This is a genomic window from Nitrospinota bacterium (assembly GCA_009873635.1).
GTDB lineage: Bacteria > Nitrospinota > Nitrospinia > Nitrospinales > VA-1 > LS-NOB.
The window spans coordinates 61,414-82,584 of the sequence record WAHY01000005.1; the positions used below are offsets into that span (position 1 = coordinate 61,414).

Consider the following 21,171-nt stretch of genomic DNA (forward strand, 5'->3'; position numbering starts at 1 on the left):
ATCATGATTGGGCTGCTGTCGAATTGACGGATACCACCTATTTCAACTATTCAGCCTATGAATCCTGCCTATGGACTCGTAATCAACTGAAAGAAAGTCATAAAGAGTTTCTTCGTTCTCTTCCTCTAGACCTTGAGGAAGGAGGGATATATTGGGTGCATTCATCTCCGTATCAGCCCAAAGCCTGGCATTATATAACCTCAAAAGCAGGTGCAAAACGCAACTTCGAAAGCTTTACAGCTTCCATATGTTTTGTGGGGCATTCCCATAAAACGTTGATTCTCGAAGAGACTGGTGATGGAGAAGTGAAGGAGCATTCCTCAGGTAGCTGGAAAATCGACCCGGAATGTCGTTATATTTTTAACGATGGAAGTTTGGGCCAGCCACGGGACAGAAACCCCGATCCAGCGTTTATGATTTATGATTCTGAAGAAAATACTGTGAAAATCCACCGTTTTAAATACGACCTCAACTCAGCTCAAGGGAAGATACGTGATAGCGGCTTGCCGTTAGACTCAGCCGAGAGGCTGTCGCACGGAAGATAACCTCCTTTAATTTATTGATGGGCTCTATTGACCCTTTGGAGGAGAAATGTTAAGCTGAATCGATAAAACTTCAATAAAATTAATTAGTTAAGGTGTTTGGGCTGAATCGAGGCCTTGCCATGTCAGTTTGTCAATTTCAGATAAAAATTAACAAAGCGTCCCTGATTATAGGGATCTTTATTCTATGTTTGCAGGCATCTTCTGCGTGGGCCGGTAAATCTTATTCAGCCAAAGACCTTTATTATCTGGCGCAAAAATCTTACTACCAGCTCAAAAACTCTCCTGATAGACAACAATACCGCCACCATTGGGAAAAAGTCATTCACCAGTTTTCAAAAGTGATACAACGCTACCCTAAAAGCCAGCAGGCTTACAAGGCTACGTTTACCATTGCCAGTTTGTATCAGGGGTTAAATTCTGTGTCCAAAAATGTCAAGGACCTGAATCAGTCTCTTCGCTACTATAAAAAAGTTTCCAGTGACTTTCAGAAAGGCACTCTTACCGATGATGCCTTGTTTGAGTCGGCAGAGATATATCGTAACAGGCAAAACCTGTCGGCAGCGAAAGGAATCTTCAAAACAATTTTTGAAAAGCACCCAGAGAGTGATCAGGCTGGAAAGGCTCGATTAGAATATAAGAAGCTTGTATCTCTTTCCAGGACGACTCAAAAGAAAGCGGAACCCAAACCAGCTATAAAAAAATCCATAGTCCCCGAAAAAAAGAAAAAAACTCAACCAGCAACAGCGGTTGTGGCTGAAGCATCAAAAAAACGAAAAATACTCCCCAAACCCGTACCGCCGTCTCAAGAAAAAAAAATAACTAAATCTGCTCCATCAAAAAAAGTGGTGGTAGCAAAAAAAACCAGGGCAAAGGTCAAAAAAGTAAAGTTTAAGAAGGATAAAAAAGGGGGATATCTTTATGCCCCTTCTGGTGGTGTTGCTAGCTCTTCGCCTTTAATTGTTGTGGATGCAGGGCATGGAGGTAAAGATCAGGGTGCTAAAAGTGCGAGAGGATTACATGAGAAAAAAGTCAACCTGACCATTGCCCGGCATGTAAAAACCATTTTGGTAAACAGGTTCAAGTATCGTGTAGTGATGACACGAAAGGATGATACATTTATTCCTCTCAAAGAAAGAAGTGCGATAGCCAATAATCGTGATGCAGACCTGTTTGTTTCAATTCATGCTAATGCCGCAGAAAGAAAATCAGCTCATGGTATAGAAACTTATTTCCTGGGTACGGCAAATAACGACCGTGCCCTGGCTGTTGCAGCCAGGGAAAATGGAGAACTGGTTCACTCAGTCAAAGACGACCAGGTTCAGGAAATTTTGGCAAGCCTTATTACAACTACTAAAATAAATGACTCATCCCGACTGGCAGGGGTGGTGCAAAATAACCTGTATAGATCGACCCGGAAAAAGTTCAGAGAATTGAAAAACCTTGGTGTTAAAGAAGGCCCTTTTTATGTCCTCCATGGCGCTGATATGCCCAGTATTCTGGTTGAAGTCGGATTTTTGACCAACCGGAAAGAATCCCGCATGCTTTCCAAGCCTGACTACCTCTACAGGCTGGCTTCCTCCATAGCGGAAGGTATTCATAAATACCTGCAAGATAAGGAACCATCCATTTAAGGAGGAAGCATGACAACCCCAATTATAGCTATCGTTGGCAGGGCCAACGTTGGCAAGTCGACATTATTCAACAAACTCACTCAAAGCCGTTCGGCGATTGTTAATGATACTCCGGGAGTGACTCGTGACCGAATGTATGGTGCCGCAGAAATTAGCAACCGCCCTGTATTAATTGTGGATACGGGTGGTGTTGATGTGGACGTCAACAACCAGATTGAACTCCAGGTGGTGGAACAGGCCAGATGGGCAAGAGACGAGGCAGACTTTGTGATTGTGGTTGTGGATAATCAGGTAGGGTTGACCGGGCCGGATAGAGAAATGATTTCCCAGGTTCGTAAATCAGATAAACCTTTTTGCCTGGCGGTAAATAAAGTTGATTCTCCTACGCAACATTTTATCCATCCTGAGTTTTCTGAGTTGGGACTTGAGAATACCTTTGCTGTGTCAGCGGAGCATGGACCTGGCATTATTGAATTGACGGAAGCCGTTTCCGCATCCCTTCCTGATATGGAAGAGGAACCTGATTTTGATGAGAACACTATACGTATAGCTGTGATTGGCAGGCCTAATGTTGGAAAATCATCATTGATTAATAAATTACTTAATTCTGAACGGTGTATTGTGAGTGATATACCGGGAACAACCCGTGATGCTGTTGATACATCGCTTGAGTGGAACGGTCGGCATTTTATTTTAATCGACACGGCAGGAATAAGACGTAAGGGGAAAACCAGCCAGGTTCTGGACAAGTTCAGCATGGTCATGGCCCTTAAAGCTATGGACCGCTGCGATGTTGCTGTAATGATGCTTGATGCCATGGAACCCATAAGCGATCAGGATGCAACAATCGCAGGTTATGCTCTGGAACGTGGAAAAGGCTGTCTGGTTCTGGGAAATAAATGGGACTTATCCCGTGAAAAAGAAGTTCTGTTTGAGGAGTTCAAAGAAAGGGTGAACCGAAAACTGAAGTTTCTAGAGTTTGCTCCAGTGCTCACAGTGTCTGCAATGACAGGCCTGCGAATTGAAAAGGTCCTGCCTCAGGTTGAACAGGTATTCGAAGAATATTCCCGAAGTATTCCTACTTCAACACTCAATGATTGTTTTGAACGCGCCATTCAGAAAAATCCCATGTCGAATTACAGGGGTAAGTTTATGAAGATGTTTTATGCCACTCAAGTTAAAAAGAGACCACCCACTTTTAAATGTTTTATGAATTTCCCTGAAGGAATACACTTCTCCTATAAACGTTACTTGATAAACAGTCTTAGAAAACAATTCGGATTTACCGGAACCCCTGTTCGTCTCGTATTATCTGGAAAAAGAAAAGGAATAGACATTTAATAAACCTTGACTTTTTTCGTATTGTCCTGACTTCCCGTTAATAACTTCTCCCCATTATTTTTATGATTTTTTGTTCTGCATACAATGGAAATAACTTTCTCTGATATAGGTTCAAGTTTTTCCTGGTTATGGAGCTAATCGCTTTTAAATGAACTGGGTAGGAAAAATATCATCCGGTTTTTCACTTAGAGTTAACCCTTGTTTTTTAGTGATGGCTTGAAATATTCTTTGTATTTATTAAATTAACGGCCTATAAAGTTTTGACTTTTGCTGTGAAATTTGGAATGTTTATAGTTTATAAGACCAATATTGCAGTTCATTGACATAGGCTTTTGTTTCATGATTTGAGAGAGTGGGGTGAACGTTCCTGATTGCGGGTGATCCATTTACCAGACGAGGTAAGTATGAAACAATATAAACTTCAGGATATCAGAAATATTGGATTGGTTGGCCATGGTGGATCTGGAAAGACGTCTTTAGCCGAGGCGATTTTGTACTTTTCCGGAGTCTCTGATCGGTTGGGACAAGTGGGTGATGTCTCATCGGTTATGGATTATGATCCGGATGAAGTGAAGCGTGGACATTCTATTGATGCCTCTGTCGCGTTTTGTGAAGTGAATGCGACAAAGATAAACCTGGTTGATATGCCGGGAAACAGTAACTTCATTTCTGATATACCTGCCTGCCTGAAAGTGGTCGATGGTTTGATTTTTGTGATCAGTGCTGATGAAGGGGTTCAGTTTTATACAGAAAAAATTTGGAACTGGGCCGATGAGTTAAACCTGCCAAGAATCATTTTCATTAATAAGCTTGATCATGACAGGGCCAATATAGCCCCAATCCTGGAAGCCATTAAGAATAAATTCAAAAAAAACCCGGTTTATATGCAACTCCCGAATTCTACTGGAGACGCGTTTTCCGGGATAGTTGATCTTATCGATAACCATTATGTTTCCTATGATAAAGGCAGTAAGGGTGAAGGAAAAGCAGGGGAAACACCAGCTGATATTAAGGATGAAATGGAAATTAGCCATGGTGACTTGATGGAAGCGGTAGCGGAAGTCGATGATGATTTAATTGAAGTGTATCTGGAGCAGGGGGAATTGACCGAAGAAGAATTCTCGAAAGGATTAAAGGAGGGTATTCAAGCTGGTCAGTTAATTCCTGTATTAGGTGGGTCTGCTCTGAATAATATGGGTGTAGATTTATTGCTCAAGGCTGCAGTGAAATATTTACCATCCCCTGATATCAGATCTCCTGCGATGGCAAAGCGGTTGAAGGATGATGCCGAGGTTCCATGTGCTGCAAATGAAGGTAAACCATCTTCCGGTCTGGTTTTTAAAACTATTGCCGATCCTTATGCTGGCAAACTGACTTTGTTCAGAATGTTTTCCGGGTCTCTTAAAGGTGATTCCACGGTATATAACTCTACCCGGGACGTGAATGAACGTGTGGGACAGTTATATATGCTTCAGGGCAAAAAACAGGTGCAAGTTTCGGAAATTCCGGAAGGTGATATGGGCACTGTGGCTAAGCTAAAGTCAACCATTACGGGTGATACGCTTTCTGATTCAGATGAGAAGGTAGTATTTCCTCCTATATCCTTTCCAATGCCTGTTTTTTCACGTGCTCTCGAACCTAAAACAAGAGCTGATGAGGAAAAAATCAGTGGTTCCCTGAACAGGTTGTTGGAAGAAGATATGACTTTGAAGATGGAGAGAAATGCACAAACCGGGCAGTTATTGCTCTCTGGTTTGGGGCAGGTTCACTTTGATGTAACACTTGAGCGATTGAAACGACGTTTTGGTGTAGAAGTGAATGTTAAGGCACCCAAAGTTCCCTATCGAGAAGCGATTAAGGGAACTACAAAGGTGCAGGGAAAATATAAAAAGCAAACTGGCGGGAAAGGTCAGTTTGGTGACACCTGGATAGAAATTTCTCCCTTGAAAAGAGGAGAAGGTTATATTTTCGAAGATAAAATTGTTGGAGGTGCTATACCGAAAACATATATTCCCGCTGTTGACAAGGGAATACAGGAAGCTATGGAGGGTGGTGTCATTGCTCATTATCCTATGGTTGATGTGAAGGTCAGTTTATATGACGGGTCTTACCATAATGTAGACTCTTCGGAAATGGCTTTTAAGATTGCTGGTTCTCTAGGGTTCAAAAAAGGTGTAATGGATTGTAAACCGATTCTTATTGAGCCGATCATGAATATGGAAATCATTGTTCCCAGTGATAATGTCGGGGATATTATGGGCGATATCAACTCCAAGCGTGGCAAAATTCAGGGGATCGATCCGGGGGAGGACACTCAAACCATCCGCGCCCATGTGCCGATGGCTGAAATTTTAAATTTTTTTTTTATGTTTGTTATGGAATACGATCACTATGAAGACGTTCCAGAGCATTTGATGCAAAAGATTATCGATGAAGCCAATCAGGCTTATGAAGAAAAGTCTGCTCACTGACGAATTATTAATAGCAAGCTTTTTTCTGAGGAACAATATTGAATAAAGCCGATTCAAATGGAACGCTGGTGAAGGCTGATATTGTGGACCAGGTTTATGAAAAAGTCGGGTTCACACGTCAGGAAGCCGCTCAGGCCGTGGAGATTTTATTTGATGAAATTAAATCTGAACTATCTCATGGCAATAATGTGCGCATTTCAAGGTTTGCCAGCTTTATTTTGCGGAAGAAAAATGCCCGAAATGCCCGAAACCCAAAAACCGGTGAGACAATCCGTATAAGACCCAGGACCGTCTTAACCTTTAAACCCAGTAGACAATTACTGGACTCTACCAACCAATCTACTTGTGATGACAGCTCTGATTCCTGATAAATTATTCTTTAAAATTGGCGAAGTCGCTGACCTTGCTGGTGTAGAACAACATGTTTTGCGCTATTGGGAGGATGAAATAGATTCTTTGAAACCGACTAAAAACAAGTCAGGACAAAGATTGTATCAAAAAAAAGATGTTGAGTTGGTTCTGGAAATCAAGCGCCTTCTCTATAAAGAAAAGTTTACTATCGCTGGAGCTAAAAATAAACTCAAGAGCTTTAAACGAAAAGGTACACAGATGGATTTTGCTTATGATCGTGAATCTTTTCTGGAATGGAAACAGGAGATGAAAAGTGATTTGGAGTTTATATTAAAAACTCTTGATGATAATAATGACTGAAATATAACTATTGATGAAAACAAAAAACCTCCTGGTATTACCAGGAGGTTTTTTTTATGAGACAAGATCCTGAGTTTAAGAAAACGCTTTTTTAGCAACTTCTACCAGGGCATCAATCGTCCTACAACCTAGTAGCTCCGCATCTTCCCTGGCGACCTGTTCGCCGTTTGCATCCACTGCAATTACTGACCGATGCAGATAGCGGCTTTTAACCCCTTCCAGAGTTAATTTGTTGGCATTGCCAAACTCCTGGTTAACATCCTGAAACAGGTTGGGCAGGCCTCGGCCTGCATTACTTAAAATATCTGTTCCTACCACAACAATGACTTCATCCGCACCTGCGGCTTTGAATTTATCCTGATTATCTTTAACAAGATCAAATTCCTTGTTGCAGAAACCACCAGCTCCAGGAAGAGTGATGATAAGCCGCTTGCCATTAAAATCATCAATAGACAATTCCTGTTCCAATGGTGTGGAGGCGGCATTTTCTACCGACCATTCCGGGTTTAACCTGATTAACTTAGCATCCTTACCTGGCAGTGTTGCCATAGAGAGACCTCCGTAAATTTAGATTGATATAAGACATTTTTAAGATGTCTGAACGTCTAGAAAGATGCAAAAATTGTTCAAATTATTCTTCAGTATAAAATTTTAGCTAAAATATTGATTTTATTAACCTATCATGTCTATAGCTAAATAAAAGTTAATCTGTTAACCTAAAGTTATTGGTCATATTGGAGTTTAATAAGTAAATGTATAAATCGACGTTTGTTTGCTGGATTTTGCTTGCCAATCTTTTATGCGTGAATGCTTCCTGGGGGCAGGATGCTGATCGGCCTTTTTATGAGTATCCCGGTGATTATCGACAACAGGTCAACCAGTTAAAAAGTGATTTCAAATCACGATTTGGTTATGAACTGCTGGATATGGAATTGAGCTGGAAACCTGAAGAAATCAAAGAACTCGCACTTGCATTTTCCCGGCTGCCCGATACTTTCTTGCGTATACCCGGGGTTACTGGGATTTATCACTTTAGCAAGTTGCGAGCGGCTCCTGAAGGAATGCCTGTGGATGATATTCCTGCTGCTACTTTTCCCAGTTTTCAAACTGTCTATCGAAACTCTGACTTGTCTTATCATGTCGAAGTGGATGACCAGAAGCCGCGTATTGAATTTTATAATCCTTTATTTTATGAAGACCGGAATAGGTTTCAGAACATTGTTCAACATGAAATGGCACATATTTTTGATACCTTTCAAGGATTCCTTTCTTTTTCAAAAGAATGGATGAAAATTGCTAAATTTAGTTTGGTTCACCTGCCTGCTTTGGATGGGCGGCCGGGAGACGATTACTTGTTTGCTGCTTTAAACGATCCTGAAGTCAAGCACTATGCTCCTGTTTCTACCCGTCAGCTTTCTACGTATTCCCGACAGAACCTTCAGGAAGATTTTGCCAACTCCGTTGCTGCGTATATCAACTATCCATATTTCCGCTATAGCCACCCTGAAAGATATCAGTATTTAAAGGACAAAGTATTTGGTGGTAAAGAGTATTTCCCGAAAGCTGACATGAATTATCGCGATAAGGTTATTAATGACTTTGAAAATGCTGTATCAATCAAGGATTGGGATGCTGTAATTAGTATTGCCCGGGAAGTAGGTCGCGATTACGAATCTAATATTGAGTCAGAATTGATCGGAAAAATTGAAAAAACGCTGGATAATTCACCGGATTCTGTGAGGGATACGAAGTTGGGTGCAGCATCCTGCTATTTATACAACCCTGGAGCATTGAATATTCGCAGAAATCTGATTCGCAAAAAAAGAGTAGTATTGCAAAAGCTTCTGGAATTAAGGCGTTGTAGAATCATGTCGCGACGTTCTTTTGAAAAAGATTTGGCTTTGTGGACCATGCGGAGTATTTATTTTTTTAAAAGCAAAGGTAAGCCTCAACTCCAGTTTCTTGATCCGGCTTTGCCTGTAGCCGGCGCGAGAGGATTTGAAACCCGTTACTTATGGAGAGTTTTTTATGAAGGCAGCAACGTACATGTAGCCGAAGGCTCTTATAAGGTGGAAGGGGTAAGGTCGGGTTCAATAAGAATTGACCTGGAAAAAAGTGTTGTTGGAGTCTTGAACCTGCCTGCCAAAAAACCCCTGATTCTGGAACTGGGTGCCCAGCGGGTCCATCCTCGAGAATTTAAAAAGCTGAATAGTAAGACAGCTAAAATCAGGTTTGTCATACAACCTGGTTTTAACTATGAGGCGGGTATCAATCCTGATATAAAGGTTGTTTATCCAGAGCGTCCCGAATTTGGAAATTTAAACTGATGTCAGGTGATAGACCGGACCATTCGGTAGGCCATATTGAGATGGGCATATTTAGAAGGCCAGACTTTCATCCCGTCTTCGTATTGAATGACCAGAGCCGATGAGTCTCGCTCTTCCACTGTCCAGGTAGTGCCCGCGCTACCAGGCTCAAAGATTGAGTGCAGGTAGATTTCATCGCCATATTTGTCTGTGTTTTTGTAGTTCAGATCGAATAATGACCATGCTTCTTCTTCAGTTGGGTAACGCCAATTCTCGTAACCTGCAAACCTTTCCATATTGGTGATTTCGACATAATCCTGGCCTTTAAACCAGTTGAGCCATTTCTTTGTGTCTTGGAAGGAGTCTGTTTTTCTCCACATCACTTTTACTTGTTCATCGGTGATAGTTCCATCTCCGTTATCTATAAACCTTTTATTTCCCATAAACTTACTTTCTTAAATTGTTCGTGTTGCGAGCAGAGTTTGCCTTATAAAGGACTATTGAATCTTTTTAAACGCCTGAATCAGAATTCTGCATTATAGGCCTTCAGCTTGGTTACCAGCCCTGACCTTTTACCCCATAGGTCCGACTTCCTGTAGCTCCATTTTGCAAATAACCTTCTAAATCGTCCTTCTCATTTGATTCGGATGATGATTGTGTTGTGTTCAAACTTGTTTTTATAGAGTTGATAATAAATTGTTTCAACTCTTGCTCATCACCTTTGAACCGGTTTTCAAGTTGTTGATAAAGATCTTGATCTATTTTCAGGGTTATTTTTTTCGACATGGGTTCTTTCGGTCAATAATTTTAGAATAAATATATTTTAAAACAAAACCTGTTGGAATAAAAGCAGCTGATTTGGATCAGGAGAGTGTGGTTTGGTGCGAGCTGTGAGCACGAGAGTTTTTCGATTCCAGTACCAGGGGTGAGTAGGGGAGGTCTATGACAAAAATTGTACCTTTGGGGTGGTTGTCTTTAACCTGAATAGAGCCATTATGGTCAATGATAATCCTGTTTACAATGGCCAGGCCCAAACCTGTTCCCCGTTTTTTGGTGGTGAAATGGGGAAGAAACAGTTTATCTCTGTCGGCAGGGCTGATTCCTGATCCGTCATCTGAAAACTCAATACGAAGAATTTTCTCCTTTTGCATAACTCGGGTGCTGATTTGTATGACCCCACCATCATCTATGGCATCGGTTGCGTTTTCAAAAAGATTGATGAAGACTCTGCGAATCTGTTCAGGGTCGATATGGGCAGCTCCAAGGTTTGGGTCAAAACTCTTTTTAATCGTTAAATTTTTATCATGTTCCGAATAGGAAATAAGAATATCGTCAATAATTTTGTGCAGTTCCGTGGGCCTGGGATTAGGAGTGGGCATTCTTGAAAACCGGAGAAACTCATTCAACAATTCTTTCATTCCCTCAACTTCCTGAGATATGATGTTAATACTTTCATCGAATACCCGGGCAAAATCTTCTTTGTTTTCATGATACTTCTTTTTTAACCTTTGAGTGTTTAACTGTATAGGAGTAAGGGGATTTTTAATTTCATGGGCAATTCCCTGCGCAACTTCTTTCCATGCGGCTATCTTCTGGGTTTTTATGAGATGGGTCAGGTCTTCAAAGACGATTACCAGTCCACGATATTTTTGGGAAGATCCGCGAAGTACTTGGATATTCACGAGAAGAGTGAGGTTGTTTTCTCCCACTCGTAGATCAATTTGTTCTTCTATGGCTTCTTTGTTCTGACTAAACATCCGGTGTACGAGTTTTCTTATAGCCTGGTGACATGAAAAGTCGAGGGCATCATGATAACTGGATCCGAAAATTTGTTCGTTTCTTAGGTGGAGAATTTTTTCAGCCGCTTTATTAAAGGTCGTAATATGTCCTTTTTTATCAATTGAAACAACTCCAGCGCCGATACTGTCCAGAATGGTTTCTATATAATTCCTTCTCCGGTCCAATTCGATATTTGTCTTGGTTAGGTCTTCATGCGCATGTTGAATATTCAGCCGGCTTTCGTTTAGTTCCTGTGTCATCGTGTTGAAAGAGTCAACAAGGATAGCTATTTCATCGGTGGCCCTTGCACCAATCTTGAAATCCAGGTCTCCTTCTGTAATACGTCGTGTTCCCTCTGCTAACTGCTGAATCGGCACAGTGATGCCCCTTGCCATATAAAACCCAAGCCAGATGGCAGAAAACAGGATCAACAAGGTAATTAAGATGAATGTTGTGTAGTAATTTGCGCTGACAGGAATCTTAAGAAAACTTTGTTGCTGATAGTCCTCGAAAGTATTACGGATGGTTTCAATTTTTCTTAGCGAACTTTTTGATACAGGGTTTAGTGTAAGTATGTAACCCCATATGGAAATTTTACCTTCAAGGGTCTCAGTGAGTGGAACGACAACAATCATCAGACTTCCCTCCTGGGTCTTTTGTATCTCTGTCACTCCTTCGCCATCCAGGCTTTTTTTAATAATTTCTGAAAAGTTTAATGGATTATTGGAAGGCAATTTAGATGCGTCCAACTCTTGAACTATTGGTTTTAATTCATTGTCATAAATGAGAATTCCAGCAAGATCATATTCAGCTACCTTTTCCTGGGCCAGGGTATGCAACCGGTTCCGTTTCAGCTTTAAATAGAGTTCTTCGCTATTGATAAAACGCTCAATATTTTTAGCTTTTGTGAGAGCTTTCTTTTCAAGGTCTGAGTAATAACTTCTGGCAATATCCATGGAATATTCCAGAGTCTGCTCGATTTGCAAATTGAACCAATTCCCAATACTGAAAGTGAATAATTTACTGGCAACAGTGAAAAGGAGTATTGAAGGAACCAATGCCAGAATCAAGAAGGCGATAATTAGTTTCGTTTGAAACTTTGAACCGATAATTTTACTTTTGCGTTCATTATATAATTTAACCAGATTGCGCGTGATCAAAATGATCAATGCAAAAATCAATATTAGAATAATGTTGAATACCGCTAAAACCGCAATGTTGTTACCAATCGATGAAGTAGACTGGGCTTGGAGAAAATAGTTCTCCAAAAATGTCATGCCTATTAGAGCTATGAAAACGGCCAAAGCCGTCACTGATGTACGTTTCCGTTTATCACGCAAAAACTTTTCAGTGGGTGGGATATATTCTGAAGTCTTGTGGATGGGAGGGTCGGATGGCATAAAGGCTACCGGGCTATTAATTTGTTTTTAAAAACAATAGTTTAACATACAACCATCATAAAAAGTCTTTGGTTTTTGTTCCCTGGAAGCTGTAGGCCCAGGAATTGGAATTCAGGATAAGGATGGAAAATTCAAAGAATTTTAATGTGGGGATAAAATACTTTGATTATACGAGTTGTGTATACAGAATCCTTTGAAACATGAAAAAACCTTGTCATTATTTCCAAAAAAGGATTAAAATCAATATGTTACCCTAAAAATTACTGAAACTTGCATTAAGCTGGTTGCCGAATAATTGTAGTCTCAAATATAAACCTGTGCGTTCAATATTAAGGTGGAAAATTTGAATACATTAGAAAGTTTTGCCAGCCAGGTAGGAGATGCCGAATTTAATGAGGATAGCCTTCTATCTCTGACTAATAACCTGAAATTGTTATTTAATAGCGAAGAGGCAACACTTTTTGCGCTTGATGAAGCTAGGCGTGAACTGTTCACTAAAAATTTTCATAGAGAAGGTTTCCCTGAAATTCGACTGAATATATCTGTTAAAAATATAGCTGGTTTTGTGGCGGCTACAGGAAAACCGATAAATATAAAGAATGTGAAAGATAGCCAGGAGCTTTCTCAATATCACCCAAAACTTACCTATGACTCCAGTTGGGATAAAAAATTAAACAAGGATACTACCTCTATGATTGTGGTACCGCTTCCATTTAACAAAAAACTTGTGGGAGTGATGGAGATTATCAATAAAGAAGGTGGATTTAGCCAGGAAGATTTTTTTAAGGCTAAAGCCATTGCTCCCATTATGGGCATGGCTATTGCTAAATTGAAGGAAAAAGAGGATGGTGCTTCGAATGGAACTGTGCAGGAGCGTCAGCTTCATGTTCTCTCGCAAATGATTCACTCCTCAGAAAACTTTGATAGTCTGTTAAAGCGATTGAAAGAACCCCTGTTGAAGTACTTCGGTGCAGAGGCGGTTACGATTTATGGGGTGGATGAAAACCGGAAAGAAATTTACTCAAAGGTAACTTATGGAAATAAGCTTGGAAAGATTAGAGTTCCAATATCCTCAAACAGTGTTGCCGGTTACGTAGCGATGATCAAAAAAACTGTAAATATTCAGGATCTCAAGGATATTGGAAAAGTGAGAGCTCTACATCCCAAACTGGTGTTTGATGATTCTTGGGAGAAGATAGCAGGTATCTCTACAAGATCCATGTTGACTATGCCTTTGCTTCATGGGGAAAATTTAATGGGTGTCCTGCAATTGATCAATAAGAAAAATATGACGTCATTTTCAATCCAGGACGAAAAAAACGGATTTCTAATAGGTCAGGCATTGGGCCTTGCTCTATATAATCAGAAGAAAAATAGTCCCCCAGAAGTAAAAAAGGGCGATGAAGTCAAACCTGATTCAATCTCAAGTTTGGCATCTGCGTCGAAAACATCAGCGACAACTAGTTTACATGATTCCGCAAATATCCAGGTTCAAAGAGAAGAGGATGAGACAAATATTCTTGTCCGTATTCTGAAGGATGGCAGCCGTTTGGTTTACCAGCAAATTGATCCGCCTCAAGAGGTCATCAAGCTTATCAGGGAAGTTGCGAACATAGACCTGGATGCACACCCTCTAAGAAAAAACAACGATTAGGCAAATAGATACTCGTATCTGGTCATAATAAGACAGTTTTGTGAGAGTCTATTTCAGATCAAACGCTTACTTATTGAATGATCTTATGACATCTCTGGAAATGTGTCTTTGTTTTTTGCGAGAACCTCTGGCTTGTTTTGATAGATCAAGATCAGGATCAATAGCAAGAGGCGAGGTCTGTGCCCATGAAGTTTCAAATTCACTGAAAGGCACAAAAAAGAAAATGTAGTTGAAGGGGAACCAGAACCTGTCAGTTTCCAGATCTGCTTTGACCCTGACATAATATTTTTCATTTGGGTCCAGTTTATATATTGGAGCGATAGGTATATCCTTCAAGTTGAGCATTAGGTTCTGGAAGCGGGACTTCTTACGGGTAATTATGTTTCGTCTGACATTTTTTCCTATCTCTGTAAACCTGTAAATCTTTTTGAGTGAATCAAACTGAACTCGATGGCGAACTTTGTTGGAACTGATTAAGCTGTCAACCCATGCTGTATTATCCTGGCGGAGCTCTATTTCGAAAGTGAAACCAATTGGTACCCCGTTATTAATGGCTTCCTGGATTTTTTCAGTGAAACCATCAACCAGTCGGGCATTCATGACTACATATTTGCCCTTCGTTCCAACTCCAATATTGACGACATCGGGAGACACTGCTGAAGCAGGAGAAACAAGCCCCATCGTCAGCACAAGAGCTGAAACCCATAAAGAGACCAGATTAAGCCGTTTGATTGTTGAAAAAATTGTACGTTTCAATTAACCCTTGCTCCAGAGAAACCTCGGGTTTCCACCCAAATCCTTCATGGAATTTTTTATAATCGAGAGCACTTCTACGTTGTTCTCCCTTTCGAGCTAAACCGTGAGTGGTTTCAATATTTTTTCCCGATATATCCAGTAAAGATTTTGCCAATGAATTTACACTGGTTTCTATTCCGCTACTGATATTAAATGTACCAATGCAATTGTTATCCAGTGCGATCAAGTTTGCCCTGGCGATATCCCTGACCGAAATAAAATCCCGGGTTTGTTTTCCGTCTCCCAAAATAACAGGTTTCTGGTCATTTACAAGCTTCTCGCAGAATATCGATACGACTCCAGCTTCCCCATGTGGGTTTTGATGCGGGCCGAAAACATTACTATAACGAAGTATGGTGGATCTTAGTCCGTACTTCTCCTGGTAAAAACGTATATAGTTTTCCGCTGATAACTTTGAAATACCATAAGGGCTCAGCGGTTGAACCGGGTGATCTTCGCCCGCCGGAAAATAATCTTGTTCTCCATATAGAGCCCCTCCGGTTGAGGCAAATATGAACTTCTCGGCTTTTAACGATACCGCACTTTTAAGAAGTTGTAAAGTACCAATTATATTGGAGTTAGCGTCAGACTGGGGGTCACTGATGGAACCGGTTACTGAAATCTGCGCGGCATGATGATTGATGACATCAATTTTTTCTCTTTTTAAAACCTCAGCGAAGTTTGGATCGAGGATATCTATCTCATAAAACGTAGCTTTGGGGTTTAGAAATCGCAACTCTCCTGAAGAAAGATTATCCACCACGATGACTTGATGCCCGGCCTCAATATATGTGTTCACCAGGTGCGAACCAATAAAGCCTGCACCACCTGTAACCAAAATATTCATTTCGAAGTATCCTTTAGCAACTGGTGCAACTGAAAAATAACATCCAGGGCTTCCCTTGGTGAAAGATCGTCCGGGTCAATTGCTTTTAGCTTTTGTATCAATGGATTTTCAGGATCCGGGAAAAGAGCAAGCTGTCCGGAAGAGTGTTTATTTCTTTGGTTATCTGAATGAGAGATTTTGGGCACACCTATTTCATCAAACTCACTTTGTTCCAAATTGAATAAAACTTCCTGGGCGCGGTCCAAAACGATTTTTGGCAACCCTGCCAGTCGTGCGACTTGTATGCCATAGCTTTTGTCGGTCCCGCCGGGAACAATTTTACGAAGAAATACAATTTCGTCGTTCCACTCTTTGATTTGAACATTAAAATTTTTTACCCCGGGAAGGACACGGGACAGGTCCGTCAGTTCATGGTAATGTGTAGCAAAAAGTGTTTTGGGTCCTCCGCCCTGGTCAGCTTTGTGGAGGAACTCAACAATCGCCCAGGCTATACTGATTCCATCAAAGGTGCTGGTTCCCCGGCCAATTTCATCCAAAATGACCAGGCTGTCTGCGGTGGCATTATTGAGAATATTTGCAGTTTCATTCATTTCAACCATAAAGGTGGACTGACCTTTTAACAAATGATCCTGTGCTCCCACTCGTGAAAAAATACGGTCCGTGACTCCTAGTCTGGCTTGATCTGCTGGAACGAAACTCCCAATTTGCGCCATAAGAGTAATCAGCGCAACCTGCCTTAAATAGGTGGACTTTCCGGCCATATTTGGTCCGGTAATGATCATGATTTGTTGTTCCACAGAATCCAGGAATGTATCGTTAGAAATAAACCGGACAGTTGGATCTATTTGCTCTATTAGAGGGTGACGTCCGTTTTCAATAAACAGGCTACGTTCGTTTGTGAATTCAGGCTGGCAATAATTGTACCTATGCGCAATTTCTGCGAAAGAAGATAACGTATCAACTTCACTGATGATACGCGCCATATTTTGTATCCGGGAACCAACGAGTGAAATGCTGGACCTGACTTCTTCGAACAGTTTTTGCTCTATGGCAAAAATCTTTTCTTCAGCACCGGTTATTTCTTCTTCGTACTCTTTGAGTTTGGGAGAAATAAATCGCTCCGCATTTACCAGGGATTGTTTGCGAATATACTCTGCAGGGATGCGGTCACTATGTTTTTTAGTAATTTCTATATAATATCCGTAAATTTTGTTAAAGCCGACTTTTAATACAGGAATTCCTGTTTTTTCTTTCTCTTCAGTTTCCAGCGAAGCGATCCAACTTTTTCCCTGACGGATTATTTTTTTAAGGCGATCAAGCTCCTCATTGCAACCTGATTTAATCAGATTTCCTTCCTTAAGGCTTAGAGGTGGGTCATCTGTAATATTTTGATCAATTAAACTGTAGATGTCATCAAGGTTGTCCCACTCCTCAAGAAAAGAACTTATTGAGCTTGAGGAGAAACGTTTAAGTTCATTCTGTATATCTGGAAAAACTTTCAGAGATGTTTTCAGTGAAATAACATCTCTTGCATTACATGCGGATAGTGTGATTCTTCCCAACAGTCTCTCAAGATCGAAAATATTTTTCAGAAGATCACGTAACTTTTTTCTTTCTGTTGGATTGTTTTTGAAATTTGCGACAACATTCAAACGCTCCCTTATTTTTTCTGCGTCTATCAGTGGTTTTAGAATCCATTCACGAATTCGTCGAGCGCCCATAGCGGTTTGAGAAATATCAAGCAAATCGAGCAGAGAATTTTTTCTGCTTCCTTCGCTGGATTGGACCAGTTCCAGGCTTGCCAAAGTGGATTGGTCTACAGCCATGTAGTCGTGTATAGGAAAGGGAGTGAGGGCTGTGATATGCTCCATTGCAGACTTCTGTGTTTCCTGCAAATAATGGATCAGGGCGCCTGCTGAGGATATGGCCGCCTTCATATTTTCGCAACCAAACCCTTCTAAAGACTGGGTTTTAAAATGTTCAGTCAGGTTTCTATAAGCTTCGCTGAAAGAAAATGTCCAGTCTTCCCCTGCATGGAGAAAGGCCTCACTTGCTGGAAGCCAGGGATGGGGTTCTTCTATCATTGAATTAGGAATAATAATCTCTTTAGGGTCTAGTTTCTTCAGTTCATCTGCTAGTAGAGAAAGGGAATTTGCTCCATCAATTTGTGTAGCTTTAAACACTCCGGTTGAAACATCAAGAGCGGCAAGTCCTATCAGGTTTTTGCAAAAATAGATTGAGGCTATAAACTGGTCCTTTTTGGGGTCCAGAACATTATCATCAAGGACTGTTCCCGGGGTGATAACACGAATCACCTCTCTCTTTACCAAACCCTTAGCCTGCTTTGGGTCTTCTGTCTGTTCACAAATAGCGACTTTTTTTCCAGCTTTAAGAAGTTTGGTAATGTAGAGGTTTGCCGAGTGATGGGGAATTCCGCACATGGGAACCGGGTTGGTCTTTTTGTTTCTTGCTGTAAGAGCAATCTGTAAAATGTTTGACGCTGTTTTTGCGTCATCATTAAACATTTCGTAAAAGTCACCCATCCTGAAAAATAATATTGAGTCGGAATATTCCTTTTTGATGCTCCTGTATTGTTGCATCATGGGAGTGTCATCTTGAGTGACCCTAATACTTTTGGCCGATACGCCCATATGTTTTATGAATTACAAATTTTTAAAATGAGGAAGAAGTTTATTGTAGGTAGCTTTCAAATGTTCTGGGTGAACTTTGGTTTCTCCAAGAACTGGCATAAAATTGGTATCCCCAACCCATCTGGGAACGATGTGACAATGAATGTGTTCATCATATCCCGCGCCAGCTGCTTTACCAATATTGTAACCAACGTTAAAACCTTCCGGGTTGATAACGGTTTTTAAAGTATTGATACAAGCATCTGTCAATTGGTTTAATTCTGTGCTTTCATTCGAATCTAGTTTGGTCAAACAATCTATATGTCTGTATGGAGACACCATCAAGTGGGCAGAGTTATAGGGGAATATATTCATGATAATAAATGCCGATTCGCCACGATAAAGTATATGGTTCTTGTCATCGTCATTTTCCCTGGGGAGTATGCAGAATATGCATCCTTCTGACCTTTCACTGTTGATATATTCCATCCTCCAAGGTGCCCAGAGTTGTTTCATGAGTCTTTGTCTCAGACCAGGGTTTTATCGGGTTAAAAATTGCATGTGTCTAAAAGTCTTTTGCCTGGGTAAACCGTTATGAATAATTCACGGGTTTTTTTCCGCATACGATCTTCTTCCTGATCTGATAATTCGTGGTCATAACCCAGAAGGTGAAGTATTCCATGAATGAGTAATAATGTTAACTCTTCATCCATGGACAGACCGTGCTCTTTGGATTGAGTACGGGCTGTTTCAAGGGATATTGCAACATCTCCCAAAACAGGCGGTCCCGGGGTTTCTGGTGAATCTTCCACGAGCTGCGGAAACGATAACACATCAGTCGGACTATCGATACCCCTGAAACGTTGATTCAGATCACGAATCCCCTGATCTCCAATAAATAATATGCTGATTTCATGTTCATTGCAATCCATGGAATCTAGAACTTTGGCTGTATGTTGTTTAATTTTTTTTGTATCTACCTTGATATCAGGATGTTCGTTTTTTATAAAGATTTCCATATCAGGATAAAAGAAAAAGCATGAGTCAGCTATTATCAGGAAGAAAGTGGAAGACTATTCCTGATCAAATCCAGCTTTGCCGTAGGCGTTAATAATCTTTTTCACCAGTTCATGACGTACTACGTCCTTGGTTGAGAAATAAATAAAGCGGATACCTTGTACTTTGTTAAGCAGTCCCTGAATATGAATGAGTCCAGAATCGCTATCTTTAGGCAGGTCTACTTGTGTGATATCACCAGTGACCACCATTTTCGAGCGGAATCCCAAACGGGTCAGGAACATTTTCATTTGCTCTCGAGTTGCGTTCTGAGCTTCATCAAGAATGATGAAAGCGTCGCTTAATGTTCTTCCACGCATATATGCCAGTGGGGCAATTTCTATGGCACCATCATCCATCAGGTGTCTCACTCGATTTGTTTCCATCATATCGCTCAGGGCGTCATAGAGGGGCATGAGATAAGGATTGATTTTTTCCGTTATATCTCCCGGCAGGTAACCCAGTTTCTCTCCGGCTTCAACAGCGGGGCGGACCAGTACAATTTTTTTGAATTTCTTTTTCAGCAGGCCTTCTACCGCCATAGCAACTGCCAAATATGTTTTTCCTGTACCCGCCGGACCTACTGAGAGAACGATATCATCCTGCCTGATAGCTTGAATGAACTGATGCTGTGCGGGGCCTTTGGGAGTGATATAACCTTTCTTGGGAGAGACGGCAATACGTTCCGAAAAAATAGTTTTGAGGTCGGCATGTGCATCCTCGGCGATCAACCGGATGGCGAACTTGATATCCCCATTTTCGACAGGAAGGCTGGCTTCATGCAGTTTCTCAAGTTGCATGAAAAGGCTTTCAACGGTTTCAATATTTTCGGGATCGCCCTTTATTTTTATTTGGTTTTCCCTGGTAGTAATACGGACGTTAAATTTTTTCTCAATCAGTTTTAGATTTAGATCCTGACTGCCAAATAATTCTGGAATGAGATCGTTATTTGCGAGAATAATTTCTTTTGTGTCTGGTTTCAAACAGGGATCTCTCTATTTGATAAAAAAAATTATTATTAGACTCATCGTCGCGTTCCCTGTGGAGGGATAAGGGTTAAAAACTCACTGCGGGTTCTTGCATCTGATTTAAAGGAACCCAGCATGGAGCTGGTAGTGGTGTAGGAATTCTGTTTTTCTACACCCCTCATACACATGCAAAGATGTAGTGCTTCAATCACTACACCTACTCCAATTGGTTGAAGGATCTGGTTCAAGCAACCGGCAATCTGGTTGGTCAGGCGCTCCTGGACCTGTAATCGGCGGCTGAATACATCTACAATACGAGGTATTTTGCTAAGACCGATGATTTTCCCCTTGGGAAGATATGCTACATGACACTTACCTATAAATGGAAGCATATGATGTTCACACATGCTGAACAGGTCAATATCTTTGACAATAACCATTTCGTCATAATCTTCTTTGAACAATGCGCCATTGACGATATCTTCAATATTGATCCCGTATCCACTTGTCAAAAATTTCAGGGATTTCTCCACCCGTTCAGGTGTGTCTTTGAGCCCCTCCCGGTCGGGATCTTCACCCACCTGTAACAAAATTTGTTTAATGAGGTCTTTCAACTTCCTCACCTCGGTAAATAACAAAATTTCGTTCGGACTCAAAAAGTTTTATCTCATGCAGAGTACCGTTTTCAATTTTGGGTTCAATGATATTCCAGAAATGGATAGCAATGTTTTCTGCGGTCGGGATTACGTTGTTCAGAAACTCAACATCCACATTCAGGTTTTTGTGATCCACCTTGTCGATAATTTCCTCGTTGATCAATTTTTTTAATGACTTGAGATCCAGTACCATGCCTGTTTCAGGGTCTACTTCGCCTTTAACAGTCACTTCCAGAACATAGTTATGGCCATGTCCATTGGGATTGTTGCATAAACCAAAAGTGGCGGCGTTTTTTTCATCCGAGAAAGATGGATTGTATAATCTGTGGCTGGCACAAAATTCAAGTCGGCGGGTGATAAAAATCATAGGTTATTTAAGGT

General features: G+C 40.9%; 20 protein-coding genes. 8 read left to right on the forward strand and 12 right to left on the reverse strand.

The window, feature by feature from the left end:
* Positions 1-23 precede the first annotated feature (23 nt).
* From F3741_04845 to F3741_04870, 6 genes are all read left to right on the forward strand, one after another.
* Positions 24-545, forward strand: coding sequence for a metallophosphoesterase family protein (locus F3741_04845; protein MZG30130.1), 522 nt, complete (start codon positions 24-26; stop codon positions 543-545).
* A gap of 119 nt (positions 546-664) precedes the next feature.
* Positions 665-2,176 carry a tetratricopeptide repeat protein gene (locus tag F3741_04850; protein ID MZG30131.1) on the forward strand — a complete coding sequence of 504 codons (1,512 nt, stop codon included), beginning with the start codon at positions 665-667 and terminating at the stop codon, positions 2,174-2,176.
* Between the two features lie 9 nt (positions 2,177-2,185).
* The gene (gene der / locus F3741_04855) at positions 2,186-3,517 is read left to right on the forward strand and encodes a ribosome biogenesis GTPase Der (protein ID MZG30132.1); all 1,332 of its coding nucleotides are present in this window, start codon (positions 2,186-2,188) and stop codon (positions 3,515-3,517) included.
* Positions 3,518-3,921: 404 nt separating this feature from the next.
* Positions 3,922-5,988, forward strand: coding sequence for an elongation factor G (gene fusA, locus F3741_04860; protein ID MZG30133.1), 2,067 nt, complete (start codon positions 3,922-3,924; stop codon positions 5,986-5,988).
* A gap of 65 nt (positions 5,989-6,053) precedes the next feature.
* Positions 6,054-6,356, forward strand: coding sequence for an integration host factor subunit alpha (locus F3741_04865; protein MZG30134.1), 303 nt, complete (start codon positions 6,054-6,056; stop codon positions 6,354-6,356).
* A complete protein-coding gene (locus F3741_04870; GenBank protein MZG30135.1) occupies positions 6,337-6,699 on the forward strand; it encodes a MerR family transcriptional regulator in 363 nt (120 codons plus the stop codon). Before F3741_04865 ends, F3741_04870 begins: the two co-directional genes overlap by 20 nt.
* A 75-nt stretch (positions 6,700-6,774) precedes the next feature.
* Here the strand turns inward: F3741_04870 and F3741_04875 are convergent, their stop codons facing one another.
* Positions 6,775-7,248 (reverse strand): redoxin family protein, encoded by a 474-nt coding sequence (locus tag F3741_04875; GenBank protein ID MZG30136.1) that lies wholly within the window; start codon positions 7,246-7,248, stop codon positions 6,775-6,777.
* A 203-nt stretch (positions 7,249-7,451) separates the two neighbouring features.
* Here F3741_04875 and F3741_04880 point away from each other — a divergent pair, with 203 nt between their 5' ends.
* Complete coding sequence (locus F3741_04880; GenBank protein MZG30137.1) at positions 7,452-9,026, forward strand: hypothetical protein; 1,575 nt, start codon at positions 7,452-7,454, stop codon at positions 9,024-9,026.
* 2 nt (positions 9,027-9,028) lie between these two features.
* Here F3741_04880 and F3741_04885 read toward each other — a convergent pair whose 3' ends face one another.
* From F3741_04885 to F3741_04895, 3 genes are all read right to left on the reverse strand, one after another.
* A complete protein-coding gene (locus F3741_04885) occupies positions 9,029-9,448 on the reverse strand; it encodes a DUF1566 domain-containing protein (protein MZG30138.1) in 420 nt (139 codons plus the stop codon).
* Between the two features lie 112 nt (positions 9,449-9,560).
* Positions 9,561-9,791, reverse strand: coding sequence for a hypothetical protein (locus F3741_04890; protein ID MZG30139.1), 231 nt, complete (start codon positions 9,789-9,791; stop codon positions 9,561-9,563).
* Between the two features lie 77 nt (positions 9,792-9,868).
* A complete protein-coding gene (locus tag F3741_04895; protein ID MZG30140.1) occupies positions 9,869-12,184 on the reverse strand; it encodes a HAMP domain-containing protein in 2,316 nt (771 codons plus the stop codon).
* Between the two features lie 343 nt (positions 12,185-12,527).
* On the opposite strand from F3741_04895, the gene F3741_04900 reads away from it, so the two are divergent.
* A complete protein-coding gene (locus F3741_04900; GenBank protein MZG30141.1) occupies positions 12,528-13,838 on the forward strand; it encodes a GAF domain-containing protein in 1,311 nt (436 codons plus the stop codon).
* 66 nt (positions 13,839-13,904) lie between these two features.
* Here the strand turns inward: F3741_04900 and F3741_04905 are convergent, their stop codons facing one another.
* The 8 genes from F3741_04905 to F3741_04940 are packed head-to-tail and all read right to left on the reverse strand — an operon-like array spanning position 13,905 to position 21,157.
* On the reverse strand, positions 13,905-14,519 hold the full coding sequence (locus F3741_04905) for a DUF4390 domain-containing protein (protein MZG30142.1): 615 nt from the start codon (positions 14,517-14,519) through the stop codon (positions 13,905-13,907).
* Between the two features lie 37 nt (positions 14,520-14,556).
* Positions 14,557-15,480 (reverse strand): NAD-dependent epimerase/dehydratase family protein, encoded by a 924-nt coding sequence (locus F3741_04910; GenBank protein ID MZG30143.1) that lies wholly within the window; start codon positions 15,478-15,480, stop codon positions 14,557-14,559.
* Entirely contained in the window at positions 15,477-18,131 is a 2,655-nt protein-coding gene (gene mutS, locus F3741_04915; protein MZG30144.1) for a DNA mismatch repair protein MutS, read from the reverse strand. The genes F3741_04910 and mutS overlap by 4 nt, the downstream gene beginning before the upstream one ends.
* Positions 18,132-18,143: 12 nt before the next feature.
* Complete coding sequence (locus F3741_04920; GenBank protein ID MZG30145.1) at positions 18,144-18,626, reverse strand: HIT domain-containing protein; 483 nt, start codon at positions 18,624-18,626, stop codon at positions 18,144-18,146.
* Between the two features lie 32 nt (positions 18,627-18,658).
* Positions 18,659-19,129, reverse strand: a complete 471-nt coding sequence (ybeY, locus tag F3741_04925) for an rRNA maturation RNase YbeY (protein MZG30146.1) — start codon at positions 19,127-19,129, stop codon at positions 18,659-18,661.
* Positions 19,130-19,183: 54 nt separating this feature from the next.
* Positions 19,184-20,149: a PhoH family protein gene (locus F3741_04930; protein ID MZG30147.1), complete on the reverse strand. Its 966-nt coding sequence runs from the start codon at positions 20,147-20,149 to the stop codon at positions 19,184-19,186.
* Between the two features lie 41 nt (positions 20,150-20,190).
* Complete coding sequence (gene folE / locus F3741_04935) at positions 20,191-20,748, reverse strand: GTP cyclohydrolase I FolE (GenBank protein MZG30148.1); 558 nt, start codon at positions 20,746-20,748, stop codon at positions 20,191-20,193.
* On the reverse strand, positions 20,732-21,157 hold the full coding sequence (locus F3741_04940) for a 6-carboxytetrahydropterin synthase (GenBank protein MZG30149.1): 426 nt from the start codon (positions 21,155-21,157) through the stop codon (positions 20,732-20,734). The genes folE and F3741_04940 overlap by 17 nt, the downstream gene beginning before the upstream one ends.
* Positions 21,158-21,171: the final 14 nt, after the last annotated feature.